Raw genomic sequence first — 18,494 nt, 5'->3', positions numbered from 1 at the left:
ACCCTCAAGCCGACGATTCCTTTGCAATGACGGCGCGGGCCGCCGAAAGGGAAATTAACCCTGTCGTAACGGCCGAGTCTTGACGCTGTGATTTTACGGTGCCACATCGATTCTCATGAACACCATCAGAACGGTCTGCGTCTATTGCGGCTCGGGCCCCGGTACAAATCCCCAATTCGTCGAAGCCGCCGTTGATTTCGGGAAAGCTCTTGCCCGGAACAACGTCGGGCTGGTCTATGGCGGCGGCTCGGTCGGTCTGATGGGCGCCATCGCGACCTCGACCCTCGATCACGGCGGCACCGTCACCGGCATCATTCCGGATTTCCTGACCGCGCGCGAACATGCGCTGTCGCGCGTTCAGGAGATGATCGTCACCCGCGACATGCACGAGCGCAAGCGCCTGATGTTCGAACGTTCGGACGCGTTCGTCGCCCTGCCGGGCGGGGTCGGCACGCTGGAGGAACTGGTCGAGCAACTCACCTGGCAGCAACTCGGGCGGCACAGCAAGCCGATCATGCTGGCGAACATCGACGGCTTCTGGGAGCCGCTGCTCGCCCTGCTTGCTCACATGCGGAGCACAGCTTTCATCCGGCCAACGCTCGCGGTGAACGTCCTGCAGGCCAACCGGGTGGAGGATATCCTGCCTAAACTTCGCGCGGCGGCGACCGGCGTGCCGGACTCGTCCAAACAGATGCCGGCCGACGTCGCCGACCGGCTGTGATCATGACGGCTCCGGGACCGCCCCTTCGGCCGGCGCGCCGGACTTCACCAGCTTGTAGAATACCGAATCCATCAGGGCCTGGAACGACGCATCGATGATATTGGGCGACACGCCGATCGTGGTCCAGCGCTCGCCCTCCTCGTCCTCGCTCTCGAGCAGCACCCGCGTCACCGCGCCGGTGCCTCCGTTGAGGATGCGCACGCGGTAGTCGATCAGCTTCAGCCCGTCGATGTATTTCTGGTACTTGCCGAGATCCTTGCGCAAGGCGAGATCGAGCGCATTGACCGGACCGTTGCCTTCGGCGGCGGAAATCAGCGGCTGGCCGTCGACCCTGACCTTCACCACCGCCATCGCGACCGTGACGCGCCGGCCGTGGGAATTGTAGCGTTGTTCGACATTGACGTCATACTGCTCGACGTCGAAATACTCGGGCACGCGGCCGAGCGTGCGCCGCGCCAGCAGATCGAATGACGCGTTCGCGGATTCGTAGGCGTAACCCGCTGCCTCGCGCTCCTTCATCTCGCGCACCAGCCGGCCGAGCTTCGGATCGTTCCTGTCGAACGCGATGTTGGCGCGTTCGAGTTCGGCAAGCACATTTGAGCGGCCGGCCTGATCCGACACCAGCACCTTGCGGCGGTTGCCGACCGATTCCGGCGCGACATGCTCGTAGGTCGCGGGATCCTTGAGGATCGCGGAGGCATGGATGCCGGTCTTGGTGACGAACGCGCTTTCGCCGACATAGGGCGCGTGCCGGTTCGGCGCACGGTTGAGCATGTTGTCGAGCGTGCGCGATACCTGCGTCAGAGCCGCAAGCCGATCCCCGGTCACACCGATCTCGAAGATGTCGGAAAATTCCTTCTTCAGTTTCAGCGTCGGGATCAGCGAGCAGAGATTGGCATTGCCGCAGCGTTCGCCGAGACCGTTCAGGGTGCCCTGGATTTGCCGTACACCCGCGCGCACCGCGGCTAAAGAATTAGCGACCGCCTGCTCGGTGTCGTTATGGGCATGGATGCCCAGATGATCGCCGGGAATGTGCTTCGCGGCCTCGCGAACCGTCGCCTCGATCTCATTCGGCATGGCGCCGCCGTTAGTGTCGCACAACACCACCCACCGCGCGCCGGAGTCGTAAGCCGCCTTTGCACAGGCCAGCGCGAATGCGGGGTCTTCCCTGTAGCCGTCGAAAAAATGCTCGCAGTCCACCATGACCTCGCGGCCGACTGCGGTGGCCGCCTTCACGCTGTCGCGGATCGACGCCAGGTTTTCGTCTTTCGTGGTTTCGAGCGCGACCCTGACCTGATAGGCGGACGATTTCGCGACAAAGCAGATCGCATCCGCATCGGCCTCGATCAGCGCGGCCAGTCCGGGATCATTGGAAGCCGATCGTCCGGGACGCCGCGTCATGCCGAAGGCGGTGAAGCGCGCATGGCGAAACGCGGGCTTGTGCGAGAAGAACCCGGTATCGGTCGGGTTGGCGCCGGGATAGCCGCCCTCGACATAGTCGATGCCGAGATCGTCCAGCATCTTCGCGATCGCCTGCTTGTCCTGCAAGGTGAAATCGACGCCGTTGGTCTGCGCGCCGTCACGCAGCGTGGTGTCGAACAGATAGAGGCGTTCGCGGCTCATGCCGGGCTGCCCGCGGCCAGCGTCTTCTTCATCGTGGTATTGGCCAGCCACTCATCTCCGATCGTCACCGAATTGCGTTGCACCGCGACGTAGCCGCGCCTGGCGAAAAATCCTTCCGCCGTATCGCTGGCTTCCACGGTCAGCGAAGTTGCGCCACGCGCGCCGGCAAGTTTCTCGATCGCATCGCACAGCGCCGTCGCAACCCCGTGCTCCACCGCGCCCGGATGCACATAAAGCATGTCGACGTGATCGGTCCCTTTGAGCGAGGCAAAGCCGACCGGCGAACGCTGAAGCGTCGCCACCAGCGTCAGCTGGCGCGAAAGCCGCGCGCCGAACTTGTCCTCGTCGTCAGCGGCGCTCGCCCATGCGATCTGCTGCGCCTCGCTGTAGTCATCGCCGGTGAGTTCCTCGATGCTGGCGACAAAGATCGCGGCCAGCACGGGAACATCAGTAGGCAGCATCGGCCGCAGCGCCGGTTTGGGAAGCGACTGTCCCATCGCGTCAAAACATCTCCTTTTTTCCCTCTCCCCTTGCGGGAGAGGGTGGCGGCGAGCGCAAGCGAGACGCCGGATGAGGGGTCGCCGCTCCCTCGGAAATTACAGTCAGCACGCCTTCCAGATTCGACAGCACGTCATTGTTCCAGAACCGGAGCGTGCGAAAGCCATTGTCAGCAAACCAGCGGTCGCGATCAGCATCACGTAGCGATTCCGCGTGCTGACCGCCATCCACCTCGACGACGAGCCGCCGATCGAAGCAGAGAAAATCCGCGATGTAAGGTCCGACCGAGACTTGCCGCCGAAATTTGAGTCCTTGAAAGCGCCGGTCCTTGAGCCCGAACCAGAGCTTCCGCTCAGCATCGGTCATCCACGCGCGCAGGCTCCGCGCGGTTGCTTTTCGACACGCCCCCTCACCCGCCTCGCGCCGATGGCGCTCGGCACCCTCTCCCGCAAGGGGAGAGGGCAAAACCCGCGGCTCGGTCATCGCGCCACGTCCTCCGTCCCTCTCCTTGACAAGGATTTGAACCTCCCGCGCCACGTCATCGCGGGAACTCCTTCTTTCCCTCTCCCCTTGCGGGAGAGGGTGGCGGCGAGCGCCAGCGAGACGCCGGGTGAGGGATCGTTGACTTTGTCATCGCGCGATCTCCCATGTCGTCACCGGCTTGCCGTCGGCGTCCTTACCGTCCTTCAGCACAACGCCCATGGCGGCGAGTTCGTCCCGGATGCGGTCGGATTCCTTGAAATCTTTTCGCATTCTAGCCTCAAGACGAGCGACCACTAACTCATCGACATTCGAACTTGCGTACTGTTCTTGTGAACGCAACCAACGGGCGTATGACAACACGTCGATACCAATAGATAATAGCGCATGGTCGAAGGCGTCATCGTAGCTCAGCTCTCCAATTCTCGAAAGCATCAGCGGAGTGTTAAGATCATCAACGAGCGCCTCCAATATTTCTGGTGGAAGGTTCAATTGAACCGATCGCTCTTTCGTCGGCATCCCGCGACGGGCATACTCAAACTGTTTTATTCGCCCGCAGACGCGACGGAGAATAGTTTCACTCTCTTCCAAAGCTTTGATCGTCCAATCGATCGGTTGGCGATAATGGGTGCGCAACATATTCAGCCGCAACACCTCACCCGGCCACTTCCGCCCGCCAAATTTCTCCGTCGTCAGCAGTTCATTGATCGTCACGAAGTTGCCGAGTGACTTCGACATCTTCTCGCCTTCGACCTGCAGGAAGCCGTTGTGCATCCAGTAATTCGCCATCGCGTGCGTGCCGTGGGCGCAGCGCGACTGCGCGATCTCGTTCTCATGATGCGGGAAGATCAGGTCGAGGCCACCGCCGTGGATGTCGAATACATCGCCAAGATAGGCCGTGCTCATCGCCGAACATTCGATGTGCCAGCCCGGCCGCCCCCTGCCCCACGGACTGTCCCAGCCCGGTTCGTTCTCGGATGACAGCTTCCACAGCACGAAGTCAGCCGGATTTCTTTTATGCGCATCCACCGCGACCCGCGCGCCGGCCTTTTGCTCATCCAGCCTGCGGCCGGACAGCGCGCCGTAGTCCGGCATCGACCGCACGTCGAACAGCACCTCGCCGCCCGCCTCATAAGCATGGCCGCGCGCGATAAGCTGCTTGATAAACGTCACCATGTCAGTCTTGCCGTCGGTGCGCGGCAGCACGAACTCGGTGGCGCGCGGCTGGTGCGTCGGCGGCAGGCAGCCGAGCGCGGCGACATCGGCCTGAAACTGCGCGGCGGTCTTTTCGGTGACCTTGCGGATCGCCTCGTTCAGCGGCAGATCAGGAAAATCGCGCGCCGCGCGGTCGTTGATCTTATCATCGACGTCGGTGATGTTGCGGGCGTAGGTGACATGATCATCGCCGTAGAGATGCCGCAGCAGCCGGAACAGCACGTCGAACACGATGACCGGCCGCGCATTGCCGATATGGGCAAAGTCATAGACCGTCGGACCGCAGACATACATCCGCACGTTCGATGGATCGATCGGCGTGAAGGCACGCTTCCGCCTCGTCAGGGTGTCGTAAAGACGCAGGTCCATGGAATCCGTTCCGAGGTCGCTGCCGCTGGACAGCGGGATGCAAATCCGTTCCGCTCGCTGGCAGGACGCCCGGTGATCTCATCGTGAGATAGAGACGGCCTCAGCCAGCGAATCGCTAGGCCGTAATCTCGCGGCAAATGCCACAAATGGCGAGGAGACCGTTCATTCCGGTTACCATGGAGCAGCCGGAATATAGCGTCAAGTCCGCGCCCCATAAACGCCTTATTTTGCCGTGAAATCGCCGGCATTCGTCGTGGCAGCTCCGCCGCGATCCTCTCCTCTTTTTCCGGCACATCTCTTTTCCGGCACATCAATGCATATTTTTCCCGCGGTTCGGGTTTTTCCCGGCATTCTGGCAGGCACGGCTCTGTTCGCGGCCGCCGCGTGGGCGGACAGCCGCGTTTTCATCGTCGCCAATCAGGCCGACGGGTACGGCATCGACCAATGCCTTGCCCAGGGCGAAAGCTGCGGCGCTCACGCCGCGCATTCCTACTGCCGGTCCCGCGATTTTGCACAGGCCGTCGCTTACAAACGCGTCCGGCCTGACGAGATGACGGACTCGATCCCGGGCTCCATAAGCTCATGTCGGCACAGCGGCTGCAACGAATACGTCGCGATAACCTGTCAGCGCTGAATCCTTAGCAACGGAAACCGAAGTTGCAGTAAGGCCGCCACACTCGCGCCTTCGAAACGACGTGACGATGCCGCGAGAAGCGGATATGACACGGCCACGCTGACGACGGCCATTCGCATAACGCAATCGGCCCGCACCATCAGCGCCTCGCGACGCAATCACGCCTTCCCTGGATTGCGTCTAAAACCACTGCGATGGACGCATCTCTGTTCGGAAGACGATTGTGTTCGGAAGACGATCCCTCTTCGTAAAGTCAATTTGCCGAATCGCTCAGGGATCGCTTTGATGTCGGATCATGCCTGACTTGTTGTTTGCCCGCACGATGCGAATTTTGGCTTGCGCCGTCGGCATTGCGGGCGCGGCCGCCGATGCTCGAGCGCAGGGTGGCCCGCCAGGAACCAATCCGATTTGCCCCCGGCTCGAGGCGCAACTCGCAAGCATCGACCGCGGTGGCGGTGATCCGGCGCGCGCCGGACAGATCCGGCGCTACGAGGAAGCCGCGGGCCGGCAACAGGCCGAACTCGAACGGGTCATCGCGCACGCAAACCGCATGGGCTGCGATAGCTCAGGTTTCTTCCAGCTGTTCAACGCGCAATCGGCGCAATGCGGACCGATCACCCACCAGATCCAGCGCATGCGGACCAACCTTGAGCAGATCACCACCAGCCTGGAGCGGCTTAGAGCCGGCAGCGCCGGCCCCGATCGCGACAGTCAACGCCGCTCCGTGCTGATCGCGCTGGCACAGAACAACTGCGGCCCGCAATATGCCGCGGCGGCTCGAAATCAGGGCTCCTTCTTCGACGACCTGTTCGGCAACCATTCCGAAAATCCGACGATCCTGCCGCCGGTCGATTCCGGCGCGCAATCCGGAACCTATCGGACCGTCTGTGTGCGTTCATGCGACGGCTTTTATTTTCCGATCTCGTTCGCGACCGTTCCGAGCCGGTTTCCCGACGACGAGCGGACCTGCAAGAACCTTTGCCCCGCGACAGAGGCCGCGCTCTACGCGTATCGCAATCCCGGCGAGGATATGAATCAGGCGGTCTCGACCAACGGACAACCTTATTCCTCGTTGCCAAACGCATTTCGGTACCGTCAGGAGTTCAACCCGTCCTGCTCTTGCAGGGCGGCGGGCCAGACATGGGCGGAGGCGTTGAAGGGACTCGACGACAAGGCTACTGCCGCCCAGCAGGGTGACATCATCGTCACGGAAGACGGCGCCAGGAAGATGTCACAGCCGACCCGCGACAGAGATTCGCAAAAGAAGGATTCGGCGGCGACAACCGACGCGCGCCGGAGTCCCCCCGCAGATGCCACCCCGACCGCCTCGACGCCGTCGAACAAACCGATCCGTTCGGTGGGACCCACGTTCATACCCGCGCAGTAGGGCGAGCAGCAGTTTTCCGGTTGTGTTTACATCAGAAGCGGAAGGCCTCCGATTCGCCGGTCATTCCTCGCATCATTCCTGAAAGGCTTCGGCGGAACTCCGGCTGCCGCGGGAGACGAGGGTCTCATCCGGCGCCGGCAATGATTCGCCGGAATCGCGAAACCGGTTGGTGATCGGATAGCGACGGTCGCGGCCGAAATTCCGGCGCGTGACCTTGACGCCCGGCGCCGCCTGCCGGCGCTTGTACTCGGCGGCATTCAGCAGGCGATCGACGCGCACGACCACGTCGTGGTCGAACCCTTCCGCGACGATCGCCGCGAGCGGTTCCTCCCGCTCGACCAACCGCTCGAGAATCGCGTCGAGCAGATCGTAGGGCGGCAGCGAATCCTGATCCAGCTGGCCTTCGCGCAACTCGGCCGTCGGCGGCCGCGAGATGGCGCCGGGCGGGATCACCTCGCCCGATGGACCAAGCGCGCCGTCCGGTTTCCACGCGTTGCGCAGGCTAGCCATCCGGAGCACCTCGGTCTTGTAGATATCCTTGATCGGATTGAAGCCGCCGTTCATGTCGCCGTACAGCGTGGCGTACCCCACCGACATTTCCGATTTGTTGCCGGTGGTCACCACCATCGCACCGAGCTTGTTGGACATCGCCATCAGAAGCGTGCCGCGAGCGCGGGATTGCAGGTTCTCCTCGGTAATATCGCGAGGCGCGCCCGCGAACACGCCGGAGAGAATCTCCTCGAAGCCATTCACCGCCTGCGCGATCGGCAGCACGTCGTAGCGAATGCCGAGCGCCGTCGCGAGCCTTGCCGCATCGTCGAGCGAGACCTGCGCCGTAAAACGGAACGGCAGCATGACGCCGCGAACCTGCTCGGCCCCGAGAGCGTCGACGGCGATGGCCGCGCACAAGGCCGAGTCGATTCCGCCGGACACGCCGAGCAGAACGCCGGGAAACCCGTTCTTCCGGACATAGTCGCGCAACCCCAGCACGCAGGCGGCATAGTCGGCCTTGTCGCCGTCGATCTGCGGCGCGACCGGTCCGGCGCAGCGCCACCCCTCGGCAGACCTGGTCCATTGCAGCGTGAAGACGCTTTCCTCGAAAAAGGGAAGCTGCGCCGCCAGCGAGCGATCGGCGTTCAGCACGAAAGAAGCGCCGTCGAACACCAGTTCATCCTGGCCGCCGACCTGATTGAGATAGACCAGCGGCAGATCGCTCTCGGTCACGCGCGCGACCGAGATCGACAGCCTGATATCGCTCTTGCCCTTTGCGTAGGGCGACCCATTGGGAACGACGAGAATTTCCGCGCCGGTTTCAGCGAGGCATTCGACGACGTTCTCGTACTCGGCGGATTCCTCAACCCAGGTATCTTCACAGATCGGCACGCCGATCCGCACGCCCCGAATCTTCAACGGGCCTCCGACCGGTCCCCGCGCGAACACGCGCTTTTCGTCGAACACGCCGTAGTTCGGCAGATTGACTTTGAAACGAAGCGCCGCGACCCGCCCCTCGTCCAGCAACGCATAGGCATTGTAGAGCTTGCCGTCATCGACCCATGGAGTGCCGATCAGCATGGCCGGGCCGCCGTCACTGGTCTCTCGCGCGAGAGCTTCGATCGCCTCGCGGCAGGCAGCCTGAAATGCCGGCCTCAGAACCAGATCCTCGGGCGGATAGCCGGCGATGAACAGTTCGGGAAGAGCCACCAGCGCGGCGCCGTCGGCCTTCGCCTGAGCGCGCGCGGCGCGGGCCTTGGCCGCATTGCCGACGATGTCTCCGACCGTCGGGTTTAGTTGGCCGAGCGTGATCTTGAAGGTTGTTTCGGTCATGGATGCTTGTTACCCGCCGGCCTCGCCTTGCTGCAATATGGCGGAGTTATAGCGGGTTCGAGCGGCATGGACAGCGGCGGATCAAGAAAACATGCCCGTCATGGCCGGGTTTGTCCCGGCCATGACGATTCAAACCCGCTATAGCCACTGATTAAGGGCACCAACAACAAAACCACCTTAGAAACCCGATTACCTCAGAAGCCGGAGACCGCCGGGATCGGTTTGACCTTGCCTTCGCGATCGTGACTCAGCAATTCGGCGATCAGGAACGCCATGTCGATCGACTGCTCGGCGTTCAGGCGCGGATCGCAGACAGTGTGATAGCGACCGTTGAGGTCCTCGTCCTTGATCGCACGCGCGCCGCCGATGCACTCGGTGACGTTCTGCCCGGTCATCTCCAGATGAATGCCACCGGCGTGCGTGCCTTCGGCGGCATGAATGCTGAAGAACGACTTGACCTCCGACAGGATGCGATCGAACGGGCGGGTCTTGTAACCACTCGTCGACGTGATGGTGTTGCCGTGCATCGGATCGCACGACCACACGACAACGCGGCCCTCGCGCTTCACCGTGCGGATCAGTTGCGGCAGATAATCGGCCACCTTGTCCGAGCCGAAGCGGCCGATGAGCGTCAGGCGTCCCGGCTCATTGTCGGGATTCAGCGCATCGATCAGCTTCAGGAGTTCATCAGGCTTGAGCGACGGCCCGCACTTCAGGCCGATCGGATTCTTGATGCCGCGGAGATATTCAACGTGGCCATGATCAAGCTGTCGGGTGCGATCGCCGACCCAGATGAAATGGCCAGAAGTTGCGTACCAGTCACCGGTCGTCGAATCGACCCGCGTCAAGGCCTGCTCGTAACCGAGCAGCAGCGCCTCGTGACTGGTGTAGATGTCGGTCGACCGCAGTTCCGGGTGGCTTTCAAGATTCAGCCCGCAAGCGCGCATGAAATTGAGAGCATCCGAGATACGATCGGCGAGTTCCTTGTAGCGGCGCGACTGCTGAGAGTCCTTCAGGAAGCCGAGCATCCACTGATGCACGCTGCCGAGATTGGCGAACCCGCCGGTCGCGAAGGCGCGCAGCAGGTTCAGCGTCGCCGCCGACTGCCGGTAGGCCATGATCTGGCGATGCGGATCCGGGACTCGCGACTGCTCGGTGAAGGCGATGTCGTTGACGATATCGCCGCGATAGCTCGGCAATTCGACACCGCCGACGTTCTCCATCGGAGACGAGCGCGGCTTGGCGAACTGGCCGGCAATGCGGCCAACCTTCACAACCGGCAATGCGCCGGCATAAGTCAGCACCACCGCCATTTGCAGCAGCACACGGAAGAAATCGCGAATGTTGTTGGCGCCATGCTCGGCGAAGCTCTCGGCGCAGTCGCCGCCCTGCAGCAGAAACGCCTCACCGTTGGCGACTCGGGCGAGCGCCTTTTTAAGGTTGCGCGCCTCACCCGCAAACACCAGCGGCGGAAACGTCGCAAGCTGCGCCTCGACGTCGCCCAACGCCTTAGGATCCGGATAGACCGGAACCTGCTGCACGGGCTTGGTGCGCCAGCTATCGGGTGTCCACCGCTCGGACATGAGATTTACTCCTGAGGAAAACCGCCACTTGTTTAACGAGCGCCGGTTCACGCTATATACACAGGCAACCCCCGTCGCGCCAGTTGACAGAAGGTTTTGCGGATCAAGATATTGAAATACGAGGCAAATTCTGCTTCGGCTTTTTTCCGGACGCATCAAGGGTACTGGCGTCGTCCAGATTCGCCAATTTTGGGGTCGTTTAGAGCGGCCGCCGGTCAAATGGAATCAGTGCCGCCGCTCCAGTTAATTGATTGAGCATCGGATTTATCCCGAAACCGGTTCCCACTTTCGGGTCCGATGCTCTAGAACCCTGATTTATTCCGGAGATCACCCGCCGAAACCGGCCACCCTCTATTTCAGGGCCGTTTCACTCGGCCGCCCCACGCGCATGGTGAGCGGTTCGCGTCCGCATCGTCACAAGTTCTTCAGCCGCGGTCGGATGCAGCGCCATGGTCGCATCGAAATCGGCCTTGGTGGCCTTCATCCTGATCGCGATGCCGACTACCTGCGTCATCTCGGCCGCGCCGTCGCCGACGATATGGCAACCGAGCACGCGATCCGTCGTGGCGTCCACCACCAGCTTCATCAGCATACGGGTATCGCGGCCCGATAACGTCGCCTTCAACGGGCGGAACGTCGCCTTGTAGATATCGACGGCGTACTCAGCCCTCGCCTGCGCTTCTGTCAGGCCGACCGTTCCGACTTCAGGCTGCGAAAACACGGCGGTCGGAATGTCCGCATGATCCACGCGCGTCGGCTTGTTTCCGAACACCGAGTCCGCGAACGCATGCCCCTCTCGGATCGCGACCGGCGTCAGGTTGAAGCGATGCGTGACATCGCCGACCGCATAGATATGCGGCACGTTCGTCCGCGAAAAGCCGTCGACGGCTATGCCGCCGTTCTCCGGGTTGATGGCGACGCCCGCCTTCTCAAGTCCCAGATTGGCAACGTTCGGATGCCGGCCGATCGCAAACAGCACCTGATCGGAAGCAACGCTCGACCCGTTCGATAGATGAGACGTGAAATCATCGCCGTGCCGATCGACCCTCTCGACAGTGCAGTCCGTCAGGATCGTGATGCCGCTCTTCTCCATTTCCGCGCGAACATGGGCGCGGACGTCATCATCGAAGCCGCGCAGGATGTTGTCCCCGCGATAGATCAGGGTCACATCACTTCCGAACCCGGCAAAGATGCAGGCGAATTCGAGCGCGATGTATCCGCCGCCCTGAATCGCAATTCGCTTCGGCAACTCATCAAGATGAAATGCCTCATTGGAAGAGATCACGTGCTCGATGCCGGGAATGGCAGGTCCTTGATTGGGCCGGCCGCCCGTCGCGATCAGCACATGCTTCGAACGGATGGTCTCGCCGGTCGTGAGCCGGAGCGTGTGCGCATCCTCGAATACCGCCCGCGACTTGACGGTTTGAACGCCGGCCTTCTCGAGGGTAGCTGTATAGGCCGCCTCGAGGCGGGCGATCTCCCTGTCCTTGTTGGCGATCAGCGCCGGCCAGTCGAACGTCGCGGACGGAATCGACCAGCCAAAACCGGCGGCATCTTCGATGTCGTGGCGGATATGAGAGCCGTAGACTAACAGCTTCTTCGGCACGCACCCCCGGATCACGCAGGTACCGCCCATCCGGTATTCTTCGGCGACCATGACACGCGCGCCGTATCCGGCGGCGATGCGCGCTGCGCGCACACCGCCGGAACCGCCGCCTATGACGAACAGGTCGACATCGAAATCAGCCATGCCCCAACTCGATCGAGATCAGATTTCCTTGCCGCGCTTGCGCATCTCCGCGCGAAACTCGCCATTGACGACGCTCGCGAACTGCTGCGCCCACTGGTTCATATATCCCATGCTCGCCTCGATCGCCTTGGGCTCCTGCGCAATCAGCTTTTTGCCGAGCGGCGACTTGTAGAACGTGACGAGGTCCTTCAACTCCTGCTCCGTGAAATGGCCGGCATAGATCTTCGCCATGCCGTCACCGATCTCCTTTTCACGGCCGGCCAGCGACTTGGCCACGACCAGCGCAACCTCATTGAGATCCTTCTGATAGTTCAGGTTGGATTGAAGCAGCGTGTTCTTGGTCCGCTCGACGATGCCCGGAACGGCGTTTGCGTACATCCCGGCCGCATTCTTCAATGTCAGAAGCTCCTTGGCGGAAGCAATGGCGGCGGGAGACGGCTGGCCGGCTTGCTGGGCCTGCGCAACGGCTGGAAGCGCCAGCGCCACGGCAAGACACGCCGCAGGAAGAAATCTTGCAGGCAGAAATCTCGAAAGTCCCCTCATCTCAATTCTCCTCATTGCGGCGCTACCGCCGCTCGACAATACGAATGCCCTCTGCGCCCGCCAGCATCGCCACGCGTGCGAGGCCGATGAATAGGCCGTGCTCGACGACGCCAGGTATCGGATTCAACAGTCCGGCCAGATAGCTTGCATCAGGTATCTGCCCAAGATGGGCATCGAAAATCCAGTGGCCGCCATCGGTGACAAAAGCATGGCCATCCGGTCGCTTTCTGACGGCCAGTTCACCTGAAACGCCGGCTTTTGCAAATACCTCCGTAATCGCCCGTCGCGTCGCGGCCAGCCCGAACGGAATGACTTCGATGGGCAGGGGAAAGCGGCCGAGCCCCGCCACCCATTTTGTCTCGTCAGCGATCACGATCATGCGGTCCGACGCGGCAGCCACGATTTTCTCGCGCAGAAGCGCCCCGCCACCGCCCTTGGTCAGATTGAGATCAGGATCGATTTCGTCTGCGCCATCCACCGTCAGATCGAGCCTGTCGAGATCGTCCAGGGTGGTCAGGGGAACGCCGCACCGCTCCGCGTCGGCCCGCGTGGCTTCCGATGTCGGCACCCCGACAACCTTCAACCCGTCGCGTACGCGCTCGCCCAAAAGCTCGACAAAGTGCTTGGCGGTGGATCCCGTTCCGAGACCCAGCCTCATGCCGTCCTCGACATATTCAAGGGCACGCGCCGCAGCCTGTCTTTTCAATGCATCCATCGTCATGAGGACCTCGATTTGCGACCCCGCTCCGGCTGGCGAGGCATTTCCTGATGTGGCTCAGACGTTCGCTTTGCAGCCGATGCGGGTTCGGTCAAGCGAACTCCCCGCTCCGCACCCAGTTTTTTGGATTTCCTGCGGTTTCAAGCCAGGCATGTCCTTGGGATGTTTCGGGTTGGAATACGCGTTTGGCATGAAGAAAACGCGAAGCGGAAAGGCCCAGGCGCTAGAATCAGGCGCAAGAAACACGGCTCTCGAGCGTTCCGAGCCTCTCCATGAGGGCGCACGACCATATCCGCACTTCACCCTTGCATGTCCGGCGGGAGGCGGATACCGATCCAGCATCATGATATCCTCCCCTCCCCCCATGGTCGTGTTCGACCTCGACGGGACGCTGGTCGATACCGCGCCCGATCTCGCCGCCGCACTCAACTTCGTTCTGGATCGCGAAGGCCTGCGCAAGGTGTCGTTGCCGACAGCCCGCTCGATGATCGGTGCGGGGGTTCGCCGCATGATCGAACGCGGCCTGGAGCATGAGGATCGCTCCGCGACGCCCGATGAGGTCACGCGGATGATGGGCGACTTCGTGGACTACTATACGGCCCATATCGCCGACGAATCCCGGCCGTTTGAAGGACTTATCGAGGCGCTCGACGAGCTGTCGGCGCGGGGATTCCGTTTCGCGGTCTGCACCAACAAGCTGGAAGCGCTTGCCAAGCTGCTGCTCGACCAGCTGGGATTGAGTCCGCGGTTTTCCGCAATCTGCGGAGGTGACACCTTCGGCGTGGCCAAGCCGGATCCCGCGATCCTGCGGCAAACCATCGCCCGCGCGGGCGGAAACCCGCGGGCCGCCATCATGGTCGGCGATGCGGGTCCCGACATCGGAGTGGCGCGCCGGGCCGGTATTCCCGTTATCGGGGTCACGTTCGGCTATACAGAAGTCCCGGTCGCAGAACTCAAACCCGATCGCGTGATAAGCCACATGAGGGAGCTGCCGGAGGCTATCGCCGCACTGCAAGCCGCCACGCTGAACGCAGCCGGCTGATTCATGGCCCGGATCAGGCGGGCCGCGAAATGCAAAGGAATGCCAGGAGCGGAACTTCTCCCGCCCCTGCGAAGCGACGGGTGCGGCGGTTCGCCACGCATCGACGATCGCGCGCCCATTCTTGGCTTTGCTCGCGTGTTAATCTTCATGGATTTCTTGCGCACCGCAGCAGAACCGGCACATTGTGCCCCGGCCAGAACGCGCTTACATTAGAAAAGAAACAAATACCTCTTACGCCGTTGCAACAAGGCTAGTTAAATGACCGGTTGTTCTGCCCCCGCCGAGACTTCGGGCTCCCGGAAAATGGTCGACCCGTTCGGCCGAAACATCAGCTATTTGCGCGTGTCCGTCACGGATCGCTGCGACCTTCGCTGCTTTTATTGCATGTCCGAGGACATGACTTTCTTGCCGAAGGCGGATCTGCTCACGCTGGAGGAGCTTGATCGTCTGTGCTCGGCATTCATCGCCAAGGGCGTGCGCAAGCTGCGGCTGACAGGCGGCGAGCCGCTGGTCCGCCGCAACGTGATGTCGCTGATCCGTTCCTTGTCTCGCCATCTCCAGTCGGGAGCGCTGAAAGAGCTGACGCTCACGACAAACGGATCGCAACTGGTTCGCTTCGCCAATGAGCTTAAGGACTGCGGCGTAAAACGGATCAACGTGTCGCTCGATACGCTCGACCCCGCCAGGTTTCGCGAGATCACGCGCTGGGGCGACATCCAGAAGGTCATGGCAGGCATTGACGCCGCGCAGGCCGCGGGTCTCGCCGTCAAGATCAATGCGGTCGCGCTCAAAAACCTGAACGAGGATGAAATTCCATCCCTGATGGAATGGGCGCACAGTCGAGACATGGCGCTGACGCTCATCGAGGTCATGCCGATGGGCGATATCGGCGCATCCCGCGCCGATCAATATCTGCCGCTCTCCATGCTGCGCGCGCGGCTCGAAGGTCAATACACCCTCACCGACCTCGATGACAGTACGGGCGGTCCCGCCCGCTACGTTAGGGTCAGCGAGACCGGCGGCAAGCTGGGTTTCATCACGCCGATGACCCATAATTTCTGCGAATCCTGCAACCGCGTCCGCATCACCTGCACGGGCACCCTGCATACCTGCCTCGGACACGAAGACGCTTCCGATCTGCGCCGGCCGCTCCGCGCATCGCCCACCGACGAGTTGCTATATGAGACGATCGATCGCGCCATCGGCCTCAAGCCGAAGGGCCACGATTTTATCATCGACCGTCACAACCGCCCGAGCGTAAGCCGCCACATGAGCGTAACCGGCGGATAACGAATTCTGACATTGCCCGTTCTGCCGCAGCTGAGGCGAATGCCGGCGCAACCGGCCGATGAAATCGGCAATTCATCATGCGAGGGATTGGCTCGGTCCCGGATCTCCCATGCCTGCAATAGCGGCCTCGAGGCTTCCATTGAGGGCCTGCTTTCCTGGAGCCTTTCGGCTTCCCGCCGAATCAAAAGCAGGACTTATGATCCGGACCGGGCGTCGTGGTCAGGCGAACCGGACCATCATCCGTCCTCAGGTCAAACCCGTGCTTCGCTCGACAACGCCATAATAGCCCGGCGATCCGCCATACCCCAAAACATCAAGGCCCGGTTGACGGCGGCGACGTAGCATTGGAATGGTGCGACGATCTTCATGTAGCCAGCGTCTGACGGGTCGCTGTATTTCACACTCTGGGACAAGCGGCCAGACATGCTTCGCTTGAAAACGCTCTAGGGCTCTGAGTCGGCTTCAGCAGTCGCGATCGGCTGTCGCCAGGAGGAATTGATGCGTCTGTTACTGGCCCTCAGCACAGCCATCGACCGGCTCAACGAAAAGGTCGGGTACGTATGCAACATCCTTGTGCTGCTTGCCGTGCTGGTGAGCGCCGGCAATGCAATGATCCGATATGCGTTCGGCTACAGTTCGAACAGCTGGCTCGAACTGCAATGGTACATGTTCGCCATCCTCGTGATGTTCGGCGCATCCTACACCTTCAAACGCAATGAACACGTTCGGGTCGAGATTTTCTATCTGATCCTGTCCGATCGCGGCAGGCTCTGGCTGGATCTCATCGGGACCCTCTTCTTTCTCATTCCTGCCTGCCTGTTGCTCAGCTACCTGTCCTGGCCTTTCTTCATGCAGTCTTATGCAATCGGCGAAGTATCCGGAAATGCCGGCGGTCTCGTTCGCTGGCCGATCAAGCTCGTCGTCCCGCTCGGATTCGTCATGCTCGCGATTCAGGGGATCTCGGAAGTGATCAAGCGGATAGCGGCGCTACAGGGCCTTGTCACGATCCAGGCAACCTACGAGAGACCGACTCAATGATTACGCTGGAAATGATGCCGCCAATGATGTTCGGCGGCCTGGTTCTGGCGATGTTGATCGGTTTTCCCGTCGCCTTCACGCTGGCCGCGGTGGGGCTCTCGTTCGGATTCCTTGCGATCCATCTTGGCTTCTTCGACCTTAATTTCCTTCAGGCCATACCGGGGCGCGTGTTCGGAGGCGTGCTATCGAACGAGCTGCTGCTCGCGATTCCTTTTTTCACGTTCATGGGATCGGTACTCGAGCGCTGCGGCCTCGCGGAAGACATGCTCGACTCGATGGGCCAACTGTTTGGACCCATCCGCGGCGGTCTCGGATATTCGGTCATCCTTGTCGGATTCATCCTCGGCGCCATCACCGGCACGGTCGCCGCGCAGGTGATCGCCATGGCGCTGATCTCGATGCCCGTGATGATGCGCTACGGCTACAACATTCGCTACGTCACGGGCGTGCTGGCGGCATCCGGCACCATCACTCAACTCGTTCCGCCCTCCCTGGTGCTGATCGTCCTGGCCGATCAACTCGGGAAATCGGTCGGCGACATGTATCTCGGCGCCTGGGGACCGTCGCTGTTCCAGATCATGCTGTTCGCCGGATACACTTTCCTGCTCGGTATCTTCAAGCCCGATCACGTCCCCCCGGTGCCAAAGGAATTTCGCACGCTCACCGGCTGGCCGCTTTGGCGCAAGTGCCTGATGGGCATCATTCCCTCCGCCGTCCTGATCTTCGTCGTGCTAGGCACCATGATGCTGGGGCTTGCGACACCCACGGAAGCAGGCGCGATGGGCGCCGTCGGCGCGATCGTGCTGGCGACCATTCACCACAAGGATTTCAGCAGTACCGGCCGAAAACTCCTGATCATCGGCGCCATCACCGGCGGCATCGGAACGCTCGTCGGAATTTTCGTGGCTGAGGGATTGGTCTTCAAGATCGCATTCGCCGTTACCTATCTCGCGGTGGTGTGGATTTGTCTGGAGGCCGTCCGCATCCCCGGACTTCGCGACCTCATCCGGCAGGGCTATCAATCGACAATGCGCCTCACCACCATGGTGACCTTCATTCTGATCGGTTCGACCTGCTTCTCGGTGGTGTTTCTCGGAGTCTCCGGCGGTGAATGGCTGGAGCATCTGCTGACATCGCTGCCGGGCGGCGTATGGGGTTTTCTCATCTTCATCAACGCGTTCATCTTCTTCCTGGCGTTCTTCCTCGATTTCTTCGAGATTGCCTTCATCATTCTACCGATGCTCGCTCCGGTGGCCCAGAAAGTTCTCGCTCCCGTCGTCGGCGCAGACGCAGCGCTGATCTGGTTCGGCGTCATGATCTGCGTCAACATGCAGACCTCGTTCCTCCACCCTCCATTCGGTTTTGCGCTGTTCTACCTGCGCGGCGTCGCCCCGCGAGAGGTCAAGAGTTCAGACATTTACTGGGGCGCGGTGCCATGGATTGGATTGCAGATCATCATGGTCATTCTCGTGATCGCGTTCCCCGCGACAGTGACAGGTCTGCTTGGCAAATCGACAACCGTCGACCTCGACAATATCAAGATCGAGGTTCCGATGATCGATGTCGCGCCACTCGATTTCGGTCCGGTACCGACCAATCGGCAATAGTTACGTCATCAAAAATACAGCTTCGAGTGAAGCATATCCTCGAGCTTGCCTCTGAGATCGAGGATCGGTTGGCGTGAAGAAACGCGTCAAGGCAATGATCCTGATCCAGGCTTCTGATGCGCTCGGAAGCGAAAAACACTCGCCCAGGTTCAGTTCCGCTCGCTCATTTGGT

16 protein-coding genes are annotated in these 18,494 nt (G+C 61.5%); 7 read left to right on the top strand and 9 right to left on the bottom strand.

What is annotated here, in order from left to right:
* Positions 1-115 precede the first annotated feature (115 nt).
* Positions 116-721, top strand: coding sequence for a TIGR00730 family Rossman fold protein (locus NWI_RS06365; protein ID WP_011314523.1), 606 nt, complete (start codon positions 116-118; stop codon positions 719-721).
* Here the strand turns inward: NWI_RS06365 and cimA are convergent, their stop codons facing one another.
* The 4 genes from cimA to cysS all read right to left on the bottom strand — a co-directional run bounded on the left by cimA (position 722) and on the right by cysS (position 4,906).
* Positions 722-2,344, bottom strand: coding sequence for a citramalate synthase (gene cimA, locus NWI_RS06360; protein ID WP_011314522.1), 1,623 nt, complete (start codon positions 2,342-2,344; stop codon positions 722-724).
* Complete coding sequence (locus tag NWI_RS06355) at positions 2,341-2,841, bottom strand: GNAT family N-acetyltransferase (RefSeq protein ID WP_011314521.1); 501 nt, start codon at positions 2,839-2,841, stop codon at positions 2,341-2,343. The genes cimA and NWI_RS06355 overlap by 4 nt, the downstream gene beginning before the upstream one ends.
* A gap of 4 nt (positions 2,842-2,845) precedes the next feature.
* Entirely contained in the window at positions 2,846-3,325 is a 480-nt protein-coding gene (locus NWI_RS06350; RefSeq protein WP_011314520.1) for an endonuclease domain-containing protein, read from the bottom strand.
* 147 nt (positions 3,326-3,472) lie between these two features.
* On the bottom strand, positions 3,473-4,906 hold the full coding sequence (gene cysS, locus NWI_RS06345; protein WP_011314519.1) for a cysteine--tRNA ligase: 1,434 nt from the start codon (positions 4,904-4,906) through the stop codon (positions 3,473-3,475).
* 313 nt (positions 4,907-5,219) lie between these two features.
* Here cysS and NWI_RS18195 point away from each other — a divergent pair, with 313 nt between their 5' ends.
* Entirely contained in the window at positions 5,220-5,540 is a 321-nt protein-coding gene (locus NWI_RS18195) for a hypothetical protein (protein ID WP_011314518.1), read from the top strand.
* Positions 5,541-5,835: 295 nt separating this feature from the next.
* Complete coding sequence (locus NWI_RS06335) at positions 5,836-6,927, top strand: DUF2865 domain-containing protein (protein ID WP_011314517.1); 1,092 nt, start codon at positions 5,836-5,838, stop codon at positions 6,925-6,927.
* A 72-nt stretch (positions 6,928-6,999) separates the two neighbouring features.
* Here NWI_RS06335 and NWI_RS06330 read toward each other — a convergent pair whose 3' ends face one another.
* The 5 genes from NWI_RS06330 to rpiA all read right to left on the bottom strand — a co-directional run bounded on the left by NWI_RS06330 (position 7,000) and on the right by rpiA (position 13,348).
* Entirely contained in the window at positions 7,000-8,751 is a 1,752-nt protein-coding gene (locus NWI_RS06330) for an NAD+ synthase (RefSeq protein ID WP_011314516.1), read from the bottom strand.
* 194 nt (positions 8,752-8,945) lie between these two features.
* Positions 8,946-10,334: a class II 3-deoxy-7-phosphoheptulonate synthase gene (locus NWI_RS06325; protein ID WP_011314515.1), complete on the bottom strand. Its 1,389-nt coding sequence runs from the start codon at positions 10,332-10,334 to the stop codon at positions 8,946-8,948.
* A gap of 367 nt (positions 10,335-10,701) precedes the next feature.
* The gene (gor, locus tag NWI_RS06320; RefSeq protein WP_011314514.1) at positions 10,702-12,084 is read right to left on the bottom strand and encodes a glutathione-disulfide reductase; all 1,383 of its coding nucleotides are present in this window, start codon (positions 12,082-12,084) and stop codon (positions 10,702-10,704) included.
* Between the two features lie 18 nt (positions 12,085-12,102).
* On the bottom strand, positions 12,103-12,627 hold the full coding sequence (locus tag NWI_RS06315) for a DUF2059 domain-containing protein (RefSeq protein ID WP_011314513.1): 525 nt from the start codon (positions 12,625-12,627) through the stop codon (positions 12,103-12,105).
* Positions 12,628-12,649: 22 nt separating this feature from the next.
* On the bottom strand, positions 12,650-13,348 hold the full coding sequence (gene rpiA / locus NWI_RS06310; RefSeq protein ID WP_011314512.1) for a ribose-5-phosphate isomerase RpiA: 699 nt from the start codon (positions 13,346-13,348) through the stop codon (positions 12,650-12,652).
* 361 nt (positions 13,349-13,709) lie between these two features.
* Between rpiA and NWI_RS06305 the strand changes: the two genes are divergently transcribed.
* The 4 genes from NWI_RS06305 (at position 13,710) to NWI_RS06290 (ending at position 18,322) form a co-directional block, all read left to right on the top strand.
* Entirely contained in the window at positions 13,710-14,387 is a 678-nt protein-coding gene (locus NWI_RS06305) for an HAD-IA family hydrolase (protein ID WP_011314511.1), read from the top strand.
* Between the two features lie 258 nt (positions 14,388-14,645).
* On the top strand, positions 14,646-15,677 hold the full coding sequence (moaA, locus tag NWI_RS06300) for a GTP 3',8-cyclase MoaA (protein WP_011314510.1): 1,032 nt from the start codon (positions 14,646-14,648) through the stop codon (positions 15,675-15,677).
* 498 nt (positions 15,678-16,175) lie between these two features.
* Complete coding sequence (locus NWI_RS06295) at positions 16,176-16,715, top strand: TRAP transporter small permease subunit (RefSeq protein ID WP_011314509.1); 540 nt, start codon at positions 16,176-16,178, stop codon at positions 16,713-16,715.
* Positions 16,712-18,322, top strand: a complete 1,611-nt coding sequence (locus NWI_RS06290; protein WP_011314508.1) for a TRAP transporter large permease — start codon at positions 16,712-16,714, stop codon at positions 18,320-18,322. Before NWI_RS06295 ends, NWI_RS06290 begins: the two co-directional genes overlap by 4 nt.
* Positions 18,323-18,494 lie beyond the last annotated feature (172 nt).

The organism is Nitrobacter winogradskyi Nb-255 (assembly GCF_000012725.1).
GTDB classification, from domain to species: Bacteria; Pseudomonadota; Alphaproteobacteria; order Rhizobiales; family Xanthobacteraceae; genus Nitrobacter; species Nitrobacter winogradskyi.
Note: the sequence above shows the minus strand (reverse complement) of the source record. Positions and strands in the feature narration are given on the sequence as shown.